Annotated in this window: 17 protein-coding genes and 1 pseudogene; 9 read left to right on the top strand and 9 right to left on the bottom strand. The window is 75.7% G+C overall.

The window, feature by feature from the left end:
* Window positions 1–161: 161 nt before the first annotated feature.
* The 5 genes and pseudogenes from ACFY2K_RS14505 to ACFY2K_RS14485 all read left to right on the top strand — a co-directional run.
* Window positions 162–866 (top strand): annotated as a pseudogene (locus ACFY2K_RS14505) (glycosyltransferase family 2 protein); the annotation flags it as partial.
* Window positions 867–869: 3 nt separating this feature from the next.
* Window positions 870–1502, top strand: a complete 633-nt coding sequence (locus ACFY2K_RS14500; RefSeq protein WP_387711602.1) for a DUF2064 domain-containing protein — start codon at window positions 870–872, stop codon at window positions 1500–1502.
* On the top strand, window positions 1499–2152 hold the full coding sequence (locus ACFY2K_RS14495; RefSeq protein WP_380400304.1) for a methyltransferase domain-containing protein: 654 nt from the start codon (window positions 1499–1501) through the stop codon (window positions 2150–2152). Before ACFY2K_RS14500 ends, ACFY2K_RS14495 begins: the two co-directional genes overlap by 4 nt.
* A gap of 133 nt (window positions 2153–2285) precedes the next feature.
* Window positions 2286–3470, top strand: coding sequence for a thioesterase domain-containing protein (locus ACFY2K_RS14490; RefSeq protein ID WP_387711557.1), 1185 nt, complete (start codon window positions 2286–2288; stop codon window positions 3468–3470).
* Between the two features lie 63 nt (window positions 3471–3533).
* Window positions 3534–5282 carry an FAD-dependent oxidoreductase gene (locus ACFY2K_RS14485; protein WP_387711555.1) on the top strand — a complete coding sequence of 583 codons (1749 nt, stop codon included), beginning with the start codon at window positions 3534–3536 and terminating at the stop codon, window positions 5280–5282.
* Here ACFY2K_RS14485 and ACFY2K_RS14480 read toward each other — a convergent pair.
* The 7 genes from ACFY2K_RS14480 to ACFY2K_RS14450 form a co-directional block, all read right to left on the bottom strand.
* Window positions 5266–6345: a polyprenyl synthetase family protein gene (locus ACFY2K_RS14480; RefSeq protein WP_387711553.1), complete on the bottom strand. Its 1080-nt coding sequence runs from the start codon at window positions 6343–6345 to the stop codon at window positions 5266–5268. The genes ACFY2K_RS14485 and ACFY2K_RS14480 overlap by 17 nt on opposite strands.
* Before the next feature lie 106 nt (window positions 6346–6451).
* Window positions 6452–7093 carry a cytochrome b/b6 domain-containing protein gene (locus tag ACFY2K_RS14475; RefSeq protein WP_380522986.1) on the bottom strand — a complete coding sequence of 214 codons (642 nt, stop codon included), beginning with the start codon at window positions 7091–7093 and terminating at the stop codon, window positions 6452–6454.
* Window positions 7077–7790 carry a molybdopterin-dependent oxidoreductase gene (locus ACFY2K_RS14470; protein WP_380591486.1) on the bottom strand — a complete coding sequence of 238 codons (714 nt, stop codon included), beginning with the start codon at window positions 7788–7790 and terminating at the stop codon, window positions 7077–7079. The genes ACFY2K_RS14475 and ACFY2K_RS14470 overlap by 17 nt, the downstream gene beginning before the upstream one ends.
* Before the next feature lie 53 nt (window positions 7791–7843).
* Window positions 7844–9214 (bottom strand): glycosyltransferase 87 family protein, encoded by a 1371-nt coding sequence (locus ACFY2K_RS14465; RefSeq protein ID WP_387711551.1) that lies wholly within the window; start codon window positions 9212–9214, stop codon window positions 7844–7846.
* Window positions 9207–10061, bottom strand: a complete 855-nt coding sequence (locus tag ACFY2K_RS14460; protein WP_380641596.1) for an S-methyl-5'-thioadenosine phosphorylase — start codon at window positions 10059–10061, stop codon at window positions 9207–9209. The genes ACFY2K_RS14465 and ACFY2K_RS14460 overlap by 8 nt, the downstream gene beginning before the upstream one ends.
* A gap of 77 nt (window positions 10062–10138) precedes the next feature.
* Window positions 10139–10639, bottom strand: a complete 501-nt coding sequence (locus ACFY2K_RS14455) for a hypothetical protein (protein ID WP_380641598.1) — start codon at window positions 10637–10639, stop codon at window positions 10139–10141.
* On the bottom strand, window positions 10636–11952 hold the full coding sequence (locus ACFY2K_RS14450; protein WP_380523006.1) for a molybdopterin-dependent oxidoreductase: 1317 nt from the start codon (window positions 11950–11952) through the stop codon (window positions 10636–10638). The genes ACFY2K_RS14455 and ACFY2K_RS14450 overlap by 4 nt, the downstream gene beginning before the upstream one ends.
* 508 nt (window positions 11953–12460) lie before the next feature.
* On the opposite strand from ACFY2K_RS14450, the gene ACFY2K_RS14445 reads away from it, so the two are divergent.
* Together ACFY2K_RS14445 and ACFY2K_RS14440 are read left to right on the top strand one after the other, a co-directional pair.
* Window positions 12461–13969, top strand: a complete 1509-nt coding sequence (locus tag ACFY2K_RS14445) for an MFS transporter (RefSeq protein ID WP_387711548.1) — start codon at window positions 12461–12463, stop codon at window positions 13967–13969.
* The gene (locus ACFY2K_RS14440) at window positions 13966–14544 is read left to right on the top strand and encodes a helix-turn-helix domain-containing protein (RefSeq protein WP_380522981.1); all 579 of its coding nucleotides are present in this window, start codon (window positions 13966–13968) and stop codon (window positions 14542–14544) included. The genes ACFY2K_RS14445 and ACFY2K_RS14440 overlap by 4 nt, the downstream gene beginning before the upstream one ends.
* 83 nt (window positions 14545–14627) lie before the next feature.
* Here the strand turns inward: ACFY2K_RS14440 and ACFY2K_RS14435 are convergent, their stop codons facing one another.
* Window positions 14628–15707 carry an alpha/beta hydrolase gene (locus ACFY2K_RS14435; RefSeq protein WP_387711546.1) on the bottom strand — a complete coding sequence of 360 codons (1080 nt, stop codon included), beginning with the start codon at window positions 15705–15707 and terminating at the stop codon, window positions 14628–14630.
* Window positions 15708–15850: 143 nt separating this feature from the next.
* Here ACFY2K_RS14435 and ACFY2K_RS14430 point away from each other — a divergent pair, with 143 nt between their 5' ends.
* Window positions 15851–16261: a PPOX class F420-dependent oxidoreductase gene (locus ACFY2K_RS14430; protein ID WP_387711544.1), complete on the top strand. Its 411-nt coding sequence runs from the start codon at window positions 15851–15853 to the stop codon at window positions 16259–16261.
* Between the two features lie 45 nt (window positions 16262–16306).
* Here the strand turns inward: ACFY2K_RS14430 and ACFY2K_RS14425 are convergent, their stop codons facing one another.
* Window positions 16307–16534, bottom strand: coding sequence for a hypothetical protein (locus ACFY2K_RS14425; RefSeq protein ID WP_380400328.1), 228 nt, complete (start codon window positions 16532–16534; stop codon window positions 16307–16309).
* Window positions 16535–16803: 269 nt separating this feature from the next.
* Here ACFY2K_RS14425 and ACFY2K_RS14420 point away from each other — a divergent pair, with 269 nt between their 5' ends.
* Entirely contained in the window at window positions 16804–17007 is a 204-nt protein-coding gene (locus ACFY2K_RS14420; RefSeq protein WP_045694210.1) for a cold-shock protein, read from the top strand.
* Window positions 17008–17270 lie beyond the last annotated feature (263 nt).

The raw sequence follows: 17270 nt of genomic DNA, 5'->3' as shown, positions 1-17270 counted from the left end.
TCCGTAAGATCCGCCGCCCGGCCCGGCGGCTCCCCGGCCGTCCCCCAGCCCCCCGGCCGTCCCCCAGCCGTCCCCCGAACGGGGCGCACCGCCCGGACGTCGTACTTCCGTAAGGGCGCGGCTCGGCTCCGACGGCGCCGGGCGCGGTTAGCGTGACCGGCGTGACTCCTCCCCTCCCCCTCGCCCCGGTCGTCGACGTCGTACTGCCCTGTCTGGACGAGGCCGCCGCCCTGCCCTGGGTGCTCGGACGCATCCCGGCCGGCTGGCGGGCCGTCGTGGTGGACAACGGTTCGCGCGACGGCTCCGCCGAACTGGCCCGCTCGCTCGGCGCGACCGTGGTCGAGGAGCCCCGGCGCGGCTTCGGCGCCGCCTGCCACGCCGGGCTGCTCGCCGCCACCGCCGAACTGGTCTGCTTCCTGGACTGCGACGGCTCGCTCGACCCCGCCCAACTCCCCCGGGTCACCGGACCGGTGCTGGCCGGCACGGCCGACCTGGTCCTCGGGCGCCGCCGACCCGCCACCGCCACCGCCTGGCCGGTGCACGCCCGGCTCGCCAACGCCGTGCTGGCCCGGCGGCTGCGGGCCCGCACCGGCGCCCCGCTGCACGACCTCGGCCCGATGCGGGCCGCCCGGCGCGAACGGCTGCTGGCCCTCGGGCTCGGCGACCGGCGTTCCGGCTACCCGCTGGAGATGGTGCTCGCGGCCTCGGCCGCCGGGCTGCGGATCGCCGAGACCCCGGTCGACTACCTGCCGCGCGCGGGCCGCTCCAAAGTGACCGGCACCCTGCGCGGCACCCGGCAGGCCGTCCGCGACATGCGTGCGGTGCTGGCGGCGCCGCCGCCGACCCTGCTGGTGATCGCCAAGGCGCCGATGCCCGGCCGGGTGAAGACCCGGCTCACCCCACCGTGCACCCCCGCGCAGGCCGCGGCGCTCGCCGAGGCCGCCCTGACCGACACCCTGCACGCCCTGTCCGCGATGCCCGCCGGGCGGCGGCTGCTGGTCCTGGACGGCGAGCCGGGCGGCTGGCTGCCGCCGGGCTGGGAGGTCGTCCCCCAGTGCGCCGGCGGCCTGGACCGCCGGCTGGCCGCCGCCTTCGCCCACGCCGCCCGGCTGGCCCCGGACGCCCCGGCCCTGCTGGTCGGCATGGACACCCCGCAGCTGGACCCGGCCGCACTGGCCGAGCCGCTGTCCGCCGCCCGGCGGCCGGGCCTGGACGCCTGGTACGGCCCGGCGGCCGACGGCGGGTTCTGGGCCCTGGGCCTGGCCCGGCCGAGCGAGCGGCTGGCGGCCCGGCTGCTGCACGGCGTGCCGATGTCCACCCCCGGCACCGGCGCGGCCCTGCTGCACCGCCTGGCGCAGGCCGGACTGACCGTCCACCGGCTGCCCGGGCTGACCGACGTGGACACCGTCGAGGACGCCCGGCTGGTCGCCGACCAGGCCCCGCACAGCCGCTTCGCCGCCCGGCTGCGCGCCCTCGACCCCGTTCCGGAGGTGGCGGGTTGAGCCTCGCCGCGCCCTGGGTGGACGACCCCTTCGCCGAGGCCGTCCGCACCGGCTTCGGCCCGCTCTGGCTGCGCCGCGAGGACGGCCGGCGGCTGCACCTGGACATCGAGCGCTGGTGCGCCCCGGCGGCCGGCGCCGACCACAGCCTGCTGCGGCGCTGCGCCCGGCTCGCCGCGCCCGTCCTGGACCTCGGCTGCGGCCCCGGCCGGCTGGTCGCGGAGCTGCTCGCCCTCGGGGTGCCCGCGCTAGGCGTGGACGTGACCAGGGCGGCGGTGGCCCGCACGGTGGGCCTCGGCGGCGCCGCGCTCTGCCGCTCGGTGTTCGACCGGCTGCCCGCCGAGGGCCGCTGGGGCGCCGCCCTGCTCGCCGACGGCAATCTGGGCATCGGCGGCGACCCGGACGCACTGCTCCGCCGGAGCGCCGAACTCCTCGCCCCGGACGGGCTGTTGCTGGTGGAGGTGGAACCGGAGGAGGTGGACGAGCGGGCCGTCGTCCGGGTGGAGGGGCCGGACGGGCGGCTCGGCCCGGCCTTCCCCTGGGCCCGGCTCGGCACGGCCGCCGCCCTGCGGCGTTCCCGCGCCGCGGGCCTGGCGGAGGCGGAGCGCTGGACCTCGCACGGCCGCCGCTTCCTCGCCCTGCGCAAGGGCTGATCCGCCGGGGAGCCCCCCTGCAACCGACCGGCCGACCGGCCGACCGGCCGACCTGCGAGCCCGTCCGGACCATGCGTCACACTGGTGCGCACCGTCCGGCGTCCCGGGCGGCCGGGCACAGGAGGGGGCAGCGGTGGGCAGCGACATCGTCGGGGAGTTGGCGGCGGCACTCGGGTGCGACGACCCGGCGGTGGTACGGATCGACCGCGACCACCACCGGCTCACCGTCCCGGTCGGACCGTCCGGGGACCGGTTCACCGTCGACGTCCTCGGCGACCCGCGCACGGCGGACCGGGTGGCCCACCTGCTGCCGGGCGGCGGTCTCAACGTCGCCGCCAACTACTGCACCGCCCAGGGCCGCAGCCTCGCCCGCTTCCTCACCGACCACGGCTGCCTGGTGCTCGGCACCACCCCGCGCGAGGACGCGCTCACCCCCGAGCGGATCGGCCCCCGGTGCGCCGACTGGGGCCTGGACGGGCAGCTGGCCGACCTCGAACGGGTCGTCACCGCCGCCTGCTCCGTCACCGGCCTGCCGTACGAGCTGCTCGGCCACTCGGCCGGGGCCGCGCTCGCCCTGACCGCCGCCGCCCGGCTCGGCGGCGAGGGCCCGCGGCGGGTGCTGGTGCTCGACACCACCGGCCCGTACGACCGGGAGCGGGAGCCGGAACTGCTGGCCCGCGCCGAGGAGTTGCACGAGCTGCTCGAACAGCGGCTGACGGCGGGCGAGTGGACCGTCGACCCCGGACTCAAGGGCCTGTTCGCCCGTGCGAGCACCGCCCCGGACGCCCCGAGCGGGCTGCCCCGGCCGGTGGACGGCGCGGCACCGTTCAGCAACCTCGGGCTGCTGCACTACGCGCTCACCCGCACCCGGGACCTGTCCGGCCCGACCAACTGGATCCACCACCGCGGCCACAGCACCGGCGGCTACACCTTCGGCGCGGCCCCCGCCGACGACCGCTTCGCCCTGGCCCACTCCCCGCTCCCGGTCTGGCAAGAGGCGGTCGCCCGGCTCGGCAGCGGCCTCCAGCCGACCGCGCTGCTGCGCGACCTGGCGGCGCTCTGGTCCGACCGGGCCGAACCCGAGCTGCTCGACTGGGCCGCGATCCGGGCCGAAGTGGTCTGGCTGAACGCCGAGTTCGGCCGCGGCGACCACGACCTCGGCGCCCGCCTGATCGACCGGGGCGGGGCCAAGGTCGACTACCGGGTGGTCCCGGACTACGGCCACGGCGACATGGTCTGGTCCGCCACGGCCGAACGCGACGTCTGGGGGCTGCTGCTGCCCCTGCCCCGACCGGGGCGGCGCCCGGGCCACCGGTGAGCACCGCAGGGGCGGACCAAGTCGGATCGGGTGAGCGGCCGTAGGGCCGGGACGGGGTGCGGGGTGGCAGGGCGTTCGGGCCGGACGGTCATGGTGCTGGGCGGCGGGGTGGCGGGCCTGACGGCGGCCATGGAGCTGGCGGAGCGCGGCTTCGAGGTCACCGTGGTGGAGCCCTCCGGGTGGGGCGGGAAGGCGCGGAGCGCCTCGGTCCCCGGGACGGGCTGCGGCGGCCGGCTCGACCTGCCCAGCGAACACGGGTTCCGGTTCTTCCCCGGCTTCTACCGGAGTCTGCCGGACACGATGCGGCGGATCCCGCTCCAGGGCTCGCCCTCGGGCGTCGAGGGCAACCTCCGGGAGGCTCCGGAGATGCTGTCCGCCCGGTCGGGACGGGTCGGGGAGACGGTCGCCGACGTCTCCCTGTCCGCCGGCCCGCGGACCCCGCTGCAGATCCTGCGGGCCCGGGGCATGAAACTGGGCGCCGAGGGCGAACTGAACGAGGAACTGCTCTACTTCGCCAACCGGATGCTGGTCTACATGACCAGCAGCGCGCAGCGGCGGCTGGGGCAGTGGGAGCAGACGTCCTGGTGGGACTTCACCGCCGCCGACGGCGCCTCCGAGGAGTACCGGAAGGTGTGCGTCGTGGGGGCGACCCGCACGGTGGTGGCGGCGAGGGCGGAGGAGTGCAGCGCCCACACCGTCGGCGGGTTCCTGGAGGCCTTCGGCTACGGCTTCCTCGGCCGGGGCGGGGCCCAGGCCGCCGACCGGGTCCTGAACGGCCCGACCAGCACCGCCTGGATCGACCCGTGGGTCCGGCACCTGGCGCGGCTGGGGGTGCGGCTGGAACTCGGCTGGCGGGTGGAGGGCCTGACGGTACGGGGCCGCACCGTGGCGGGCGCGGTGCTGCGCGGTCCGGGAGGGCGGCGGCGGGAGGCGGACGCCGACTGGTACGTGTGCGCTCTCCCCGTCGACCGGATCGGGGCGCTGCTGGCACGCGGCCTGGCCGAGGCCGACCCGGAGCTGAAACGGACGGCGGACCTGCGTACCGACTGGATGGTCGGCCTGCAGTTCTACCTCACCGAACCCACCCCGATCACCCGTGGGCACGTCATCTACCAGGACTCCCCGTGGGCCCTGACCTCCATCAGCCAGGCGCAGTTCTGGGACACCGACTTCGCCGCGACCTACGGCGACGGGACGGTGGCCGACTGCTTGTCGGTGGACATCTCCTCCTGGGACACCCCCGGCATCCTCCACGGCAAACCGGCCCGTGAGTGCACCCGGGCCGAGGTCGCCGCCGAGGTCTGGGCCCAGCTCGCCGACGCCCTGAACGACGGCCGTCGGCGGACCCTCCACGACGGCCTGCTCCACTCCTGGTACCTGGACCCGGCCGTCAAGAACCTCGACGGCCCCGGGCCCGCCACCAACGACGAGGCCCTGCTGATCAACACCACCGGTTCCTGGGCGCTGCGCCCGCAGGCGCGGACGGCCGCGGTGAACCTGTTCATGTCCGGGGACTTCGTCCGCTGCCCGGTGAACCTGGCCACCATGGAGGGTGCGAACCAGAGCGGCCGCTCGGCGGCGAACGCGCTGCTGGAGGCCGCCGGGCACGACGCCGAACCGGCCGAGGTGCACGCCCTGTACGAGCCGTCGGAGCTGCGCCGCCTGAAGGAGGTGGACGCCGCGCTCTTCCGGCAGGGCCGCCGGCACATCCTCGACACCCCGCCGCCCTGGTCCGCCCCCACGGCCCCCGACGCCCCCACCGCCCCCACCGCCCCCGACGGGCCGGACGCCCGCCTCAGTGGGACCGGTTGACGATCAGTCCGCACAACGCGTCGAGGTCCTCGACGGCCTCGGGCACCGCACCGGAGCGCTCCGCGAGGCTCCGCAGGCGGTCCCGGGCCGCGTCCGCGTACCCGGCCGCGCGCTCCTGCGTCCACCGGCGGCCGCCCGCCTCCTCCACCAGGCCGGCCAGCTCCGCCTCCCCGGACCGGTCGGGACCGGCCGGGGCGGTGTAGCGGCGGGCCAGCTCCTCGCCCGCCGCGGTGCCCGAGGCCATCGCGGCCACCACCGGCACCGAGAGCTTGCGCGCCCGCAGGTCCGCGAAGACCGGCTTGCCGGTGCGTGCCTCGTCGCCCCAGATCCCCAGCAGGTCGTCCACCAGCTGGAACGCCATGCCCAGGTCGTGTCCGAACGCGGCCAGCAGCTCGACCTGTTCCGGTCCCCCGCCGCCGTGGAGGGCGCCCAGCCGACACGCACAGGAGATCAACGACGCCGTCTTGCCCGACACCATCTCCAGGCACTCGGACAGTCCGATGCGCGGCTCCGCCTCGAACAGCACGTCCAGTCCCTCACCCACCGCGAGCTGGATGAGGGTGTCCAGCAAGGCCTTCGACGCCGCCTCCGCCACCGCCTCGCCGCCGGCCTGCGCACCGCCGGCCGCCTCGGCACCGGGGCCCCCGAGCACCTCGAAGGCCAGCAGCAGCAGCGCGTCGGCCGACCGGGTCGCGGCGGCGGGCCCGAACACCTCCCACGCGGCCGCCCGGTGGCGACGGACCGCGTCGCCGTCCAGCACGTCGTCGTAGAGCAGCGACAGGTTGTGCACCAGTTCCACCACCACGGCGGCGGGAACCGCCCGCTGCGGATCCCCGCCCACCGCCCGGGCGCAGCTCAGGGCCAGGGCCGCCCGCACCTTCTTGCCCCCCTGCCGCGGATCCGCGGCGCCGGGTCCGGCACCGGCGCCGGACCAGCCGAACTGGTGGGCCGCCACCTGTCCGACCGTTCCCGTCAACTGCCCGGCCCAGTACCGCAACTGCGCGTCACAGGCGGCAGCCGCGCCCGCCAGGACCGACTCGGCCCGCGCACCGTCCGACCACACCTGCCTGCTCCCCCACCCGACCGGGCCGCCCGCCACCCCCGGCGCCACGGCATCCGGGCGAGCCTACGGGATCCCCGGGACACCTACCGGGACGGCGGTGGGACGGCTACTCCTGCCGTTCCCCGGCAGCCGTCCGCACCGGCTCCGGACGGGTGGGCCGCCACTGCGGGTGTTCGCGCTCGGCCCAGGCGCGCTCGACCAGGCCGGTGCGCATCCCGAGGCGTGACTCGCGGTCCCGCCAGGCCATCCGGACGTGCCCGGCGATCACCACGGCGATGGCGGCGGCCAGCCAGTCGTGCACGAAGGTCGCGCCGGTGCGCCAGGCCGGCGGGGCGAGGTGGGTGAGCCACATCAGCAGGCCGGTGCCGAGGATCACCAGCATCGAGCCGAGCGTCCACTGGGCGTACAGCTTCTGCCCGGCGTTGAACTTGCCGGCCGGGCGCCTCCCGGCCCGGGCCCGGGCGGCGCGCAGCCACTGGCGGTCCGCCGGGGTGAAGCGGCTCAGCCGGGAGAAGTCGGCGCGCAGCGCCCGGGAGGCGAGCCCGAGCAGCAGCGGCACCGGCAGGGCCAGGCCGCACCAGACGTGCACGGTGACCACCAGCGGCCGGTTGCCGACCAGGACGGCCAGCGGCCCGAGGTAGAGGCAGGCGGCCGTGGCCAGGCAGACGCCCATCAGCGCGGCGGTGGTGCGGTGCACCCAGCGCTCGGCCCGGGTGAAGCGCAGGACCAGTTCAGCTCGTCGGTGCATCGTCCCGCCCGTTCGACCGGCCGACCCAGGCGTCGACGTCGTATCCGTTGCCCTCCCAGTACCCCGGCTGGACGGAGTCCGTGACGGTGATCCCGGAGAGCCATTTCGCGGACTTGTAGAAGTACATCGGCGCGACGTAGAGCCGCACCGGCCCGCCGTGGTCGTGGCTGATCGGCTTGTCCTCCAGGCGCAGCGCGACCAGCACGTCGTCGCGCCGGGCCTGTTCGAGGGTGAGGCTCTCGCTGTACGCGCCGTCGAAGCAGTCGAAGCGCACCGCCTTCGCGCCCGGCCGGACCCCGGCGGCGTCCAGCAGGTGGGCCAGCGGCACCCCTTCGAACGGGGTGTCCGGCACCCGCCAGCCGGTGACGCACTGGACGTCTTTGACCAGCCGCCGCTGCGGCATGGCCTGGAGGTCGGCGAGCCGGTGGGTGGCGGGGCGCTCGACCAGGCCGCCCACGGTGAGGGTGTAGTCGGCGGCGGTCCGCTCGGGGACGGAGGTCACCACCGAGTAGTAGCGGAAGCCGTTGTTGCCGGGCAGCAGCCCGGACAGGCCGCTCGGGTCGCGTTCCGCCAGCCCGGACTCCACCCGTTGGAGGAACGGCCCGGCGGCCACGCCGAGCGCGCCGAGGCCGAGCAGCCCGAGCACCACCCGGCGCCCGACCGGGGTGCCCCGGTCCTCTTCGTCTGTACTGTCCACGCGACGATTCGACCAGGTCGGGGCGGTCCGGGGCCAGTGGCGGGGGCGTCCCGTCAGACTTTCGTCATCTCCGGCCCGCCCCCGCGCACCAGCCGGAGCGACAGGGCCCCGGCCAGGGCGCGCAGCGCCGGGACGGCCAGCACGCAGGCCAGCGCGGCGCCGTAGGCGGTGCGTTGGGCGTCCTCGCCGCCCACCAGGTAGAGCACCTGCCCGGCGGCCGGGACGGCCAGCCACTCCCACCGCCCGTCCAGCCCGACCAGGGCCACCACCAGCAGCCCGTACCAGGGGTAGCTGGGCGCGACCAGCAGCAGGGCCGTCCCGGTGACCAGCAGCGCGCCGCGCCAGGGGCGGGCCGGGTCGCCCCGGCGCAGCACCCACAGCACCACCGCGGCCAGCACCAGGGCGGCCGCCCACGGCGCCCAGCGGTCCGGCAGCAGCGCCCGCACCAGGCCGAAGCGCTCCAGGTGGCCCTGCTCGTAGCCCTCCTCCCGGAGGTAGCCGGGCAGGTAGCCCAGGACGCCGAGGCCGGAGGCCGCGACGTACGGGAGGTAGACCGCGGCGAAGGTGCCGAGGGCCGCGGCGGTCAGGACGAGGTCGCGCTTGGCGGGCCGCCGGGCGAGCAGGCCCGAGAACGCCCCGGGCAGAGCGAGTGCGGGCAGCAGTTTGGTCGCCACCGCCGCTCCGAGCAGGGCGCCGGCGGGCCCGGCCCGGTGGCGGGCCGCGCAGCCGAGCCCGGCCACCATGAGCAGCGCGCCGAGGGTGTCGACGTGGGCGTCGTTGACGGCCCACACCGTCACGCCCGGGCACCAGCCCCAGAGCGCGGCCCGCCGGCCGCGCCGGGCCAGCAGGGCGGTGGTGGCGACCGCCAGCAGGGCGCCGCCGACCTGCACGCCGCGAACCCCGCCGCCGAAGGGGTGCTCGGCGAGGAACCAGGCCTCGGCGACCGGCGGGTAGATGGTGTGCACGGCGGGCCGGTTGATCCGGGTGCAGTCCCCGGCGGCGGTCCGGTGCTCGTCCCAGGTCGTGCAGCCGTCCCCGGCGGGGAACAGGCCGGGGTCGCGCAGCCGGAGCAGCGCCGGGTCGTCCGGGGCGTGGGCGTACGGGGAGGTCCCGGCGGCCTGGACCCGCCCGTCCCACACGTAGCGGTAGGCGTCGTCGCTGGTGCGCGGCGGCGCGAGCAGCCCCACGGCGGCGACCAGGACGCTCCCGGCCAGCACGATCGGTGCCACCCGGCGCTCCTCCACCCGCCGCAGCAGGAGCAGGGCGAGGGCGAAGAGGGCGGCGTCCAGGGCGTACCAGTCGTACAGCGGCGCCCGGTCGGCGAGCGTGCCGCCGCCGGTCACGGTCCCCGCGAGGGCGGCGACCAGGGCGGCGAGGGCGGCGGCGCAGGGCAGGGTCCGGGTGAGCACCGGGCGGTCAGTCACCGGGAACACCGGGCAGGCCGGTGGTCAGACCGTCCAGGGCGTGCGGGCAGGGGCATTCCCGGTCGGCGGGCAGGGCCTCCAGGGCCTTGAACAGGACGGTGCGCAGCCGGTCGACGTTCCCGGCGAAGACCTCCAGCACCTCCGCGTGGGTGACGCCCTCGCCGTTCCCCACTCCCGCGTCGTGGTCGGTGACCAGCGCCAACGAGCTGTAGCAGAGCCCGAGTTCACGGGCCAGTACGGCCTCGGGGTGCCCGGTCATCCCGACCACCGACCAGCCGTTGGCCGCGAACCAGCGCGACTCCGCCCGAGTGGAGAACCGCGGCCCCTCGATCACCACCAGCGTCCCGCCGTCCACCGGCTCCCAGGCCACCGAACGCGCCGCCCCCAGCACCGCGGCCCGCCCCGCCGGACAGTACGGATCGGCCATCGACACGTGCACCACCCCCGGCACCGATCCGTCCGGCAGCGGCAGCCCGTCGTAGTAGGTCTGCACCCGCCCCGAGGTCCGGTCCACGAACTGGTCCGGCACCACCAGCGCCCCCGGGCCGAACTCCGCCCGCAACCCGCCCACCGCACACGGCCCCAGCACCTGCCGCACCCCCAGCGAGCGCAGCGCCCACAGGTTCGCCCGGTAGTTGATCCGATGCGGCGGCACCCCGTGGCCCCGCCCGTGCCGGGGCAGGAACGCCACCCGGCGCCCGGCCACCTCCCCCACGAACACCGCGTCGCTGGGCGGACCGTACGGCGTCTCCACCCGCACCTCCGCCACTTCGTCCAGCAGCGCGTACAGCCCCGAACCGCCGATCACGCCCAGCTCGGCCCGGGAACTCTCCTGATGTACCGTCACGTTGGTCAACCTCTCCTCGGGGGTCCGGTCCCGACCACTGTAGGAACGGATCGGGGCGGACCGGGCGAAGCACGTCCTTACGGTTCCCGAACGTCGCGGGCGCCCCGTCGCCGGGCGCGGCGCAGCGTGACGGCGAGGGCGAGGGCGGAGGCCCCGAACAGGGCGGCGGTGACGGCGAGCCAGCGGCCGAGGTAGACGCCCTCCGAGAGCCCGGTGGCGCCCGGGTAGGGCGCGGAGAGGTCGAGGATCAGCGGGAACCAGACGAGCAGTAGCAGACCGGAGAGGAACGCCGGGACTCTCAGAAAGTTGATCCAGCCGACGGTCGGCGTCGGCGCGGCGCGGTGGCGCAGCACGGACCGGGCCGAGAGGTCGGCGAGCGAGTACAGCGGGAGCAGGATCAGGTCGTGGGCGACGGCGGCGCCGACGAACCAGACCGCCACCGCGAGCGGCCGGACCGTCACCAGCCGCTCGACGGCGTAGCCGGTCAGGGCGAGGGAGGCGAGCAGCGCCAGCAGGTGCAGCGGTCCGGCGCCGTACCAGCGGGTGAAGGCCGCCCGGCGGCTCCTCGGCCCGGTCATGCCCGCCCCGTCCGGAAGGTCAGGCGGCCGACCCATTTGGTGTTGTTCACACCGGGGTTGGCCGGGACGATGATCCGCGCGGGGTAGCCGTGGTCGAGCGAGAGCTCGGCGCCGTTGACGCGCAGGGCGAGCAGCGAGCGGGGGTCGCGGATCTGGTTGCCCCGCAGCACCACGGAGGTGTACGGGCCGGGCGGCTGGACCGACTCCACCAGGACGTTCGCGGCGTCGGGCAGTCCGGCCAGGGCGGCGAGGTCGGCGAGCGGCAGTCCGCTCCACTGCTGGTCCTCGGTGGACCAGCCCTCCACGCAGGCGATCGGCAGCCGGGCCGAGCGCTGCGGCAGGGCGAGCAGCTGCTCCCGGGTGAACACCCGGACGGGCCCGCTGCCGTGGAGCTCCAGCCGCCAGTCCGGCCCGACCAGCGCGGCCGTGACGCCGACGGCGGCCGCGGTCTTGTTGACCTGGAAGCCGTTCGGCCCCGAGTCCCGGTCCCGGTTGTGCGGCGCCAGCAGGGCGGTGCCCCGCAGCCGGCCGCCGATGCTCTGCCCCGCGGTCACCACCAGCAGCGCCAGGGAGCCGGACCCGACCAGCGCGAGCGCCCCTCGGCGGGCGATCGTCGGCGGGGCGGGCTCGGGCGCCACCAGCCCGTCGGCGTCCGGGGGTTCGGGCCGGGTGCCGGTCCGGCCGGTGCGCAGCTCGACCAGCAGCGAGCGGGACCGCAGGGCGCGGACCATCCGGCCCAGCCGGAGCGCGACGTGGACGGTGAACGCGGCGATGAACACCCACGCGCCGTAGAAGTGCAGGGTGTAGAAGGACCCCGGGAAGACGTAGTGGAGCTGGATGTTGAGGATGCCGGTGGCGAACTCGAAGACGGCGCCGCCGACCAGCATCAGCAGCGACAGCCGCTCCAGCGCGTGGGCCGCGCCGCGCACCGGCGGCCACTCGAACAGCTTGGGGATCACCGACCACAACTTGGCCAGCAGGACCGGCACCAGGACCACGCCGAGGGTCACGTGCACGCCCTGGGTGAGCCGGTACAGCCAGGACGGGCTGGTGGGCCAGTCGAACAGGTAGAAGCCGAGCACGCCCTTGTCCGGCGTCTGGTCGTTGAGCGGGTCGAGGTCGGGGTTGTAGGCGGCGTACGAGAGGGCTCCGGTCACGAAGAGCACCGGGATCCCGAGCAGCAGCACCAGCCCGAACACCGAGGTCAGCCACGGCCCGCGGATCGGGCTGCGCCAGAACCGGGGCCGGAACGGTCCGGGCGGCGCGGGCAGGCGGTCGAGCCGCCCGGCGAGTGCCGCCGCCGCGCCGGACAGCCGGGCGGTGACCGCGGCGCCGCCGCGTCCGACGGCCCGGGCGAGGGCGCCCAGCGCGGCGGCGGGCCGTCGGGGCCGCTTCCCCGGCGGTTCGTCACCGTTGCGCGCCGTGTCCACCGACCACCTCCAGTCGCCCGGGGAGTCAGCGGGGCGCCGCTCGTCGGCCGCCTGCCACCGGGAAGGGAACGGGCGTGCGCCGACGGTCCGTTCGGCCGACGACGACCGGTCGGCCGCAGCCCGCCGGACAGCCAACCACCCGTACGGAGCGCTCCCGGTGAAGCCGCCCGGGACCCGACCGGGCTATCACCCGGACGGCCCTGGCCCGGTTCACAGCTGCTCGGGCCCGGACCCCTCTCCCGCCACCCCTTCCGGGCATGTCATCATGTGAAGACATCAACTGATGACATCGGCTGGTGACATCCCTCGGCCGGCCGTGCCCCGGGGTGCCCGGGGGCGGCGCACCGCCCCCGGTCCGAACGCTCGATCTATGACAAGGGAGGGCGCGTCCATGGAGACCCCGACGGGCCTGTCGACGCGACGTGAGCGGGCCCTGGTGCCCGTCCTGGTGTTCCTCAGCGCCGTGGTGGCGGTGATCAGCAGCCTCGGCGCCCCGATGATCCCGACCATCGCCGCCGTCGACCACGTCTCGCTCGCCGAGGCCCAGTGGTCGCTGACCATCACCATGCTGGTCGGCGCGATCGCCACCCCGGTGCTCGGCCGCCTCGGCGACGGGCCCGACCGCCGTACCGTCACCCTGGCGGCCGCCGCCGTGGTCGTGCTCGGCAGCGTGCTGGCCGCGCTGCCGCTGGGTTTCTGGTGGCTGATCGCCGGCCGCGCGCTCCAGGGCGTAGGCGTCGGCCTCACCCCGCTGGCCATCGCCACCGCCCGGGACGCCCTGCCCGCCGCGGCCTCCCGCTCGGCGGTCGCGCTGCTGTCCATCACCACCGTGGCGGGCGTCGGCCTGGGCTACCCGATCACCGGGCTGATCGCCCAGTCCTTCGGCATCCACGCGGGCTTCTGGTTCGGCGCCGTGATCAGCGGCCTCGCCCTGCTGCTCGCCGTCCTGGTGCTGCCCGCGGCGAAGCACCGCGAACGACGGCCGCTCGACGTGCCCGGCACCGTCCTGCTCAGCCTCGCCCTGGTCGGACTGCTGCTGGTGCTCAGCGAGGGCGAGAGCTGGGGCTGGGCCTCCGGCCGGCTGTGGACGGTGGCCGCGCTGTCGGTGCTGCTGCTCGCCGCCTGGGTCCGGCACGAGCTGCGCACCGCCCACCCGCTGGTCGACCTGCGCAGCCTGCGCAACCCCGTGGTGCTGAGCGCCGACGTGGCCGGCCTGGTCGCGGGCGTCGGGATGTACCTGCTGATCTCCCTGGTGATCCGCTACGTCCAGACCCCGACCGGCACCGGCTACGGCCTGGGCGCCTCCGTCGTGGTGGCCGGGCTGGTCCTGCTGCCCTTCTCCGCGGTCAGCCTGCTGTCCAGCAAGATGGTGCCCGTCCTCACCCGGCGCACCTCCTCCGCCCTCGTCCTGCCGATCGGCTGCGCCGTCTCGCTCGTCTCGATGCTGGCCTTCCTCTTCGCCCGCGACCACCTGTGGGAGCACCTGGTGGTGATGGGGATCGCCGGGCTCGGGGTGGGCTGCACCTTCGCCGTGATGCCGGGTCTGATCGTCGCCGCCGTGCCCGCCCAGGAGGTCGGCAGCGCGGTCAGCTTCAACCAACTGCTGCGCACCATCGGGTACTCCACCGGCAGCGCCCTGTGCGGCGCCGTGCTCCAGGCCCACACCGCGCCCGGGCAGCTGCTGCCCGCCGACAGCGGCTACCGGGACGCCGCGCTGATCGGCTGCGCGGTCTGGGTGGTGATCGGTCTGACTACGATCGTCCTGCCGCGGGTCAGTGCCGCGGCCGCCGCCCGGAACGGGGTGCGAGTGGACGAGGAGCTGATGGTGGAAGAGAGCATCGCCGACGCCGTGGCCGGCGAGGGCGAGGTACCCGTGCTGCGGGCGGGGACCGAACGGTGACCGCGCCGTCCGACGGGCCCGCGCCCCCGCGCCGCCGGGACGCCGCCCGCAGCCGCGAACTGCTGATCCAGGCGGCCCTGGAGCTCTTCGCCGAACGCGGCTACGAGCGCACCACCACCCGGGAGATCGGCGAACGGGCCGGTGTCGACCCGGCGTTGATCGCCCGCTACTTCGGCGGCAAGACCCAGCTCTACCTGGCCACCGTCCAGCTCGAACTCGGCAACGAGCCCCCTGCCGACCTGCTGGAGGAGGAACGGCTGCGCACCCTGCTGGTGCGGCTCACCCAGCGCGGCCCCGGCCCGTCCTTCCAGGCCGCGGTGCAGCCCGGCGACAACACCGAGGTGCAGCAGGCCTCCCGCGCCTACCTGTACGGGCGGATGGTGGACCCGCTGCGCGAGCGCTTCACCGCCGAGGGGGTGGACCGGCCGCAACTGCGGGCCGAGCTCGCCGCGGCCGCCTTCGCCGGCATCGTGCTGGCCCGCTCCAGCGGGGCGTTCAGCGAACTCGCGGCGGCCGACCCGGAGGAGCTGCTGCCGCTCCTGCGCGACCTGCTGGCCGCCAGCCGCCCGAGCTGACCCCGCCCCCGCGGGGACCCCCCGCGGGGACCCCCTGCGGGGCCGCTCGGAACGGCCGGCGCCGCCGAGCGGCCGGACCGGGCTCAGCGCTTCCAGGGGCGGGCGAACTCGTGCAGCGCGGCCTCCACCGCCGGGGCCAGCGCGTGGTCGTTCACCGGAGTGCCCGCCGGGTGGAGGAAGTGGTCCACGCCGTCCAGGGTGCGCAGGCCCGGGCCGGTGGTGTGCGCCCGGCCCAGGGCGCCGAGCAGCGGCGGCACGGTCGCGCAGGGCACGTTGGTGTCGGCGGTGCCGCAGGTGACGGTCACCCTGGTTCCGGGGCGCACCGCCCGGGCGGCGTCCGGCGGGTAGACCGCGTCGTCGCTGCGGACGAAGCGGGCGTTGTTCGGGCCGAACAGCGCGTTCAGCAGCCCGGCCAGCGGCGGCAGCAGGGCACCGGTGTCGGTGGGCCGGCCCGCCCGGAAGTCGGCGACGGCGGCGGCCACCCCCGCCTTGTTCGCTCGCGCCACCTCCTCGGTGAGCTGTCCGGCCGCGACCGCCTGGTCGAGCTGGTCACCGAGCTGGGCGGTCAGCAGGTCCAGCAACCGCTCGTCCTGCGGGGCCAGCAGCGCCAGGCCGGCCGGCGCGGGCCGGACCGTACGGGCGACCAGCAGCGCCTGGAGCCCGCCTTCGCTGTGGCCCACCACCAGGAGCGCGCGCCGGTCGGCCTCCGGCTGGTCCCGCAGGGTGGTGTAGGCCGCGGCCGCCTGGCGGGTGAAGGCGGGCAGGTCGAGCCGGCCGGGGTCGCCCTGGTAGGCGCCGGCGCCGGTGCGACCGGTGAAGTACTTGTCGAAGCGCAGGGTCATCACCCCGTCCGTGCCCAGGGTGCCGGCGACGGCGGCCAGGGTGCCCGGGGTGAGCGCGGGCGGCTCGTCGCCGTTGCGGTCGGTCGCGCCGCTGCCGGGCAGCAGCAGCGCGGCGGGCAGCCGCTGCCCGGCCCGGTGGGCGGGGACGTGCAGGGTGCCGTAGGCCGTGGTGCCGTCCGCGGTGAAAGTGACCTCGCGGTCGGCGGCGGGGACGAGCCCTCCCGGCTCCCCCGGCCCGGCCGCGCTCGCGGCGGGCGCGCCCAGACCCGTCGCGGTGACCGCGGCGAGCAGGGCGGCGGTCGCCAAGGTGCGCCAACGCATGCTTTCCCCCTGAAAGTTGAGATGCGGGCTTGCGCCGCTCAGGCTACGACCGGGCCGGCAGCGGGCCGCGGTCGGGGGTCCGGCGGACCCGGGCCTTCGGGGGTCTTGACCTCAAGGGCGCTCCAGCTCCTACGGTGATTCGCATGATCTTCACCACGACGGAGCGCGCGTACCTCTCCACCCAGCTGCTGGCCCGCCTGGCCACCCTCGGCCCCGACGGCAGCCCACAGGTCCGCCCGGTGGGCTTCCGGCTCAACGAGGACGGCACCATCGACATCGGCGGGCCCGGGATGGCCCGCAGCCGGAAGTACCGCAACGCCCAGGCGCGTCCCGAGGTGTCCGTGCTGGTGGACGACATGGCTCCGGCCGACCACCCGGTCACCGCCGGCTGGGGGCGCGGCATCGAGATCAGGGGCCGGGCGGACGTACTGGCCGTGGACGTGCCACCGGTGGCGCCCGACCGGTTCAGCAAGGACATCGTCCGGGTGCACCCCCGTCGGATCATCACCTGGAACCTGGAGGCGCTCGGCAGCGCCGCCCGCGACGTCGGGTGACCGGGCGGGCCCGGCGGCACCGTCGTCGGGGGCGGAGTGCCGGGGTCAGAGCCGGAACATCGCGGTGTACGGCTGGGTGATGCGCTCCTGGCGCGATCCGAAGTCGACGAGCACCGCGATGTCTCCGTCACCCTCGACGGCGATGACCCGGCCGAGGCCGAACCCGTCGTGGGTGACCCGGTCCCCGACGGCGAAGTGCTTGCGCGGCGCCTCGGTCCGGGGCTTGAAGGGGCTGGTGGGCAGGGGGCGGCGACCTGCTGAAAAATTCGTCATTTGTCATTCAGTATGCGCCGCGGCAGCACGGGTTCGGGCCCATTTCGACGTCACGATTTCGACGTCGTCCCGAAAAGTACCGCCATCGGGGGCAGCAGCCTGCTACAGTCGACTTAGTTGCAGTAGTGGTTCCCATGAACTTTGTGTGCGCCTGCTGATCTTGCAGGCGCATTTTTCGTTCCCCGGCTCTTCCCCGGTGGGCACTTCATGCGGTGACTCGAAGCACGCACCGTGCGTGCTCTCGGACAGTCCCTTGAAGGAGACTTTTAATGGCTAATGGCACTGTGAAGTGGTTCAACTCGGAGAAGGGCTTCGGCTTCATCGAGCAGGAGGGTGGCGGCCCGGACGTCTTCGCCCACTACTCGAACATCAACGCCAATGGCTTCCGTGAGCTGCTTGAGGGCCAGAAGGTCGAGTTCGACGTGACGCAGGGCCAGAAGGGCCCGCAGGCCGAGAACATTCGCCCGCTGTAGTTCACCCGCCACGGCACTCGCCTGGTGGTGAGGGGCCCGCACCGCGCACATGCCCGGGGCGGGCCCCTCGGCGTTCCCCGCCGCGAACGCCCACGGTTCGAGGTTCTGCGCGCCCGCCCCTCCGCGGTGCGGGCCGACTGCGGTGACGTACCCCGCACGGTCCGACCGTCCACGCTCCGCCCGTCACACTTCCGGCCCGTTCCCTGCGGTCTCCCCTGCGCCCCGCGCCACCGGAGCCTTCCTCGTGACGTGCCGCCCTGAGG

This window comes from Kitasatospora sp. NPDC001309, from assembly GCF_042896295.1.
GTDB lineage: Bacteria > Actinomycetota > Actinomycetes > Streptomycetales > Streptomycetaceae > Kitasatospora.
This window is presented reverse-complemented; position numbering and strand designations above follow the sequence as displayed.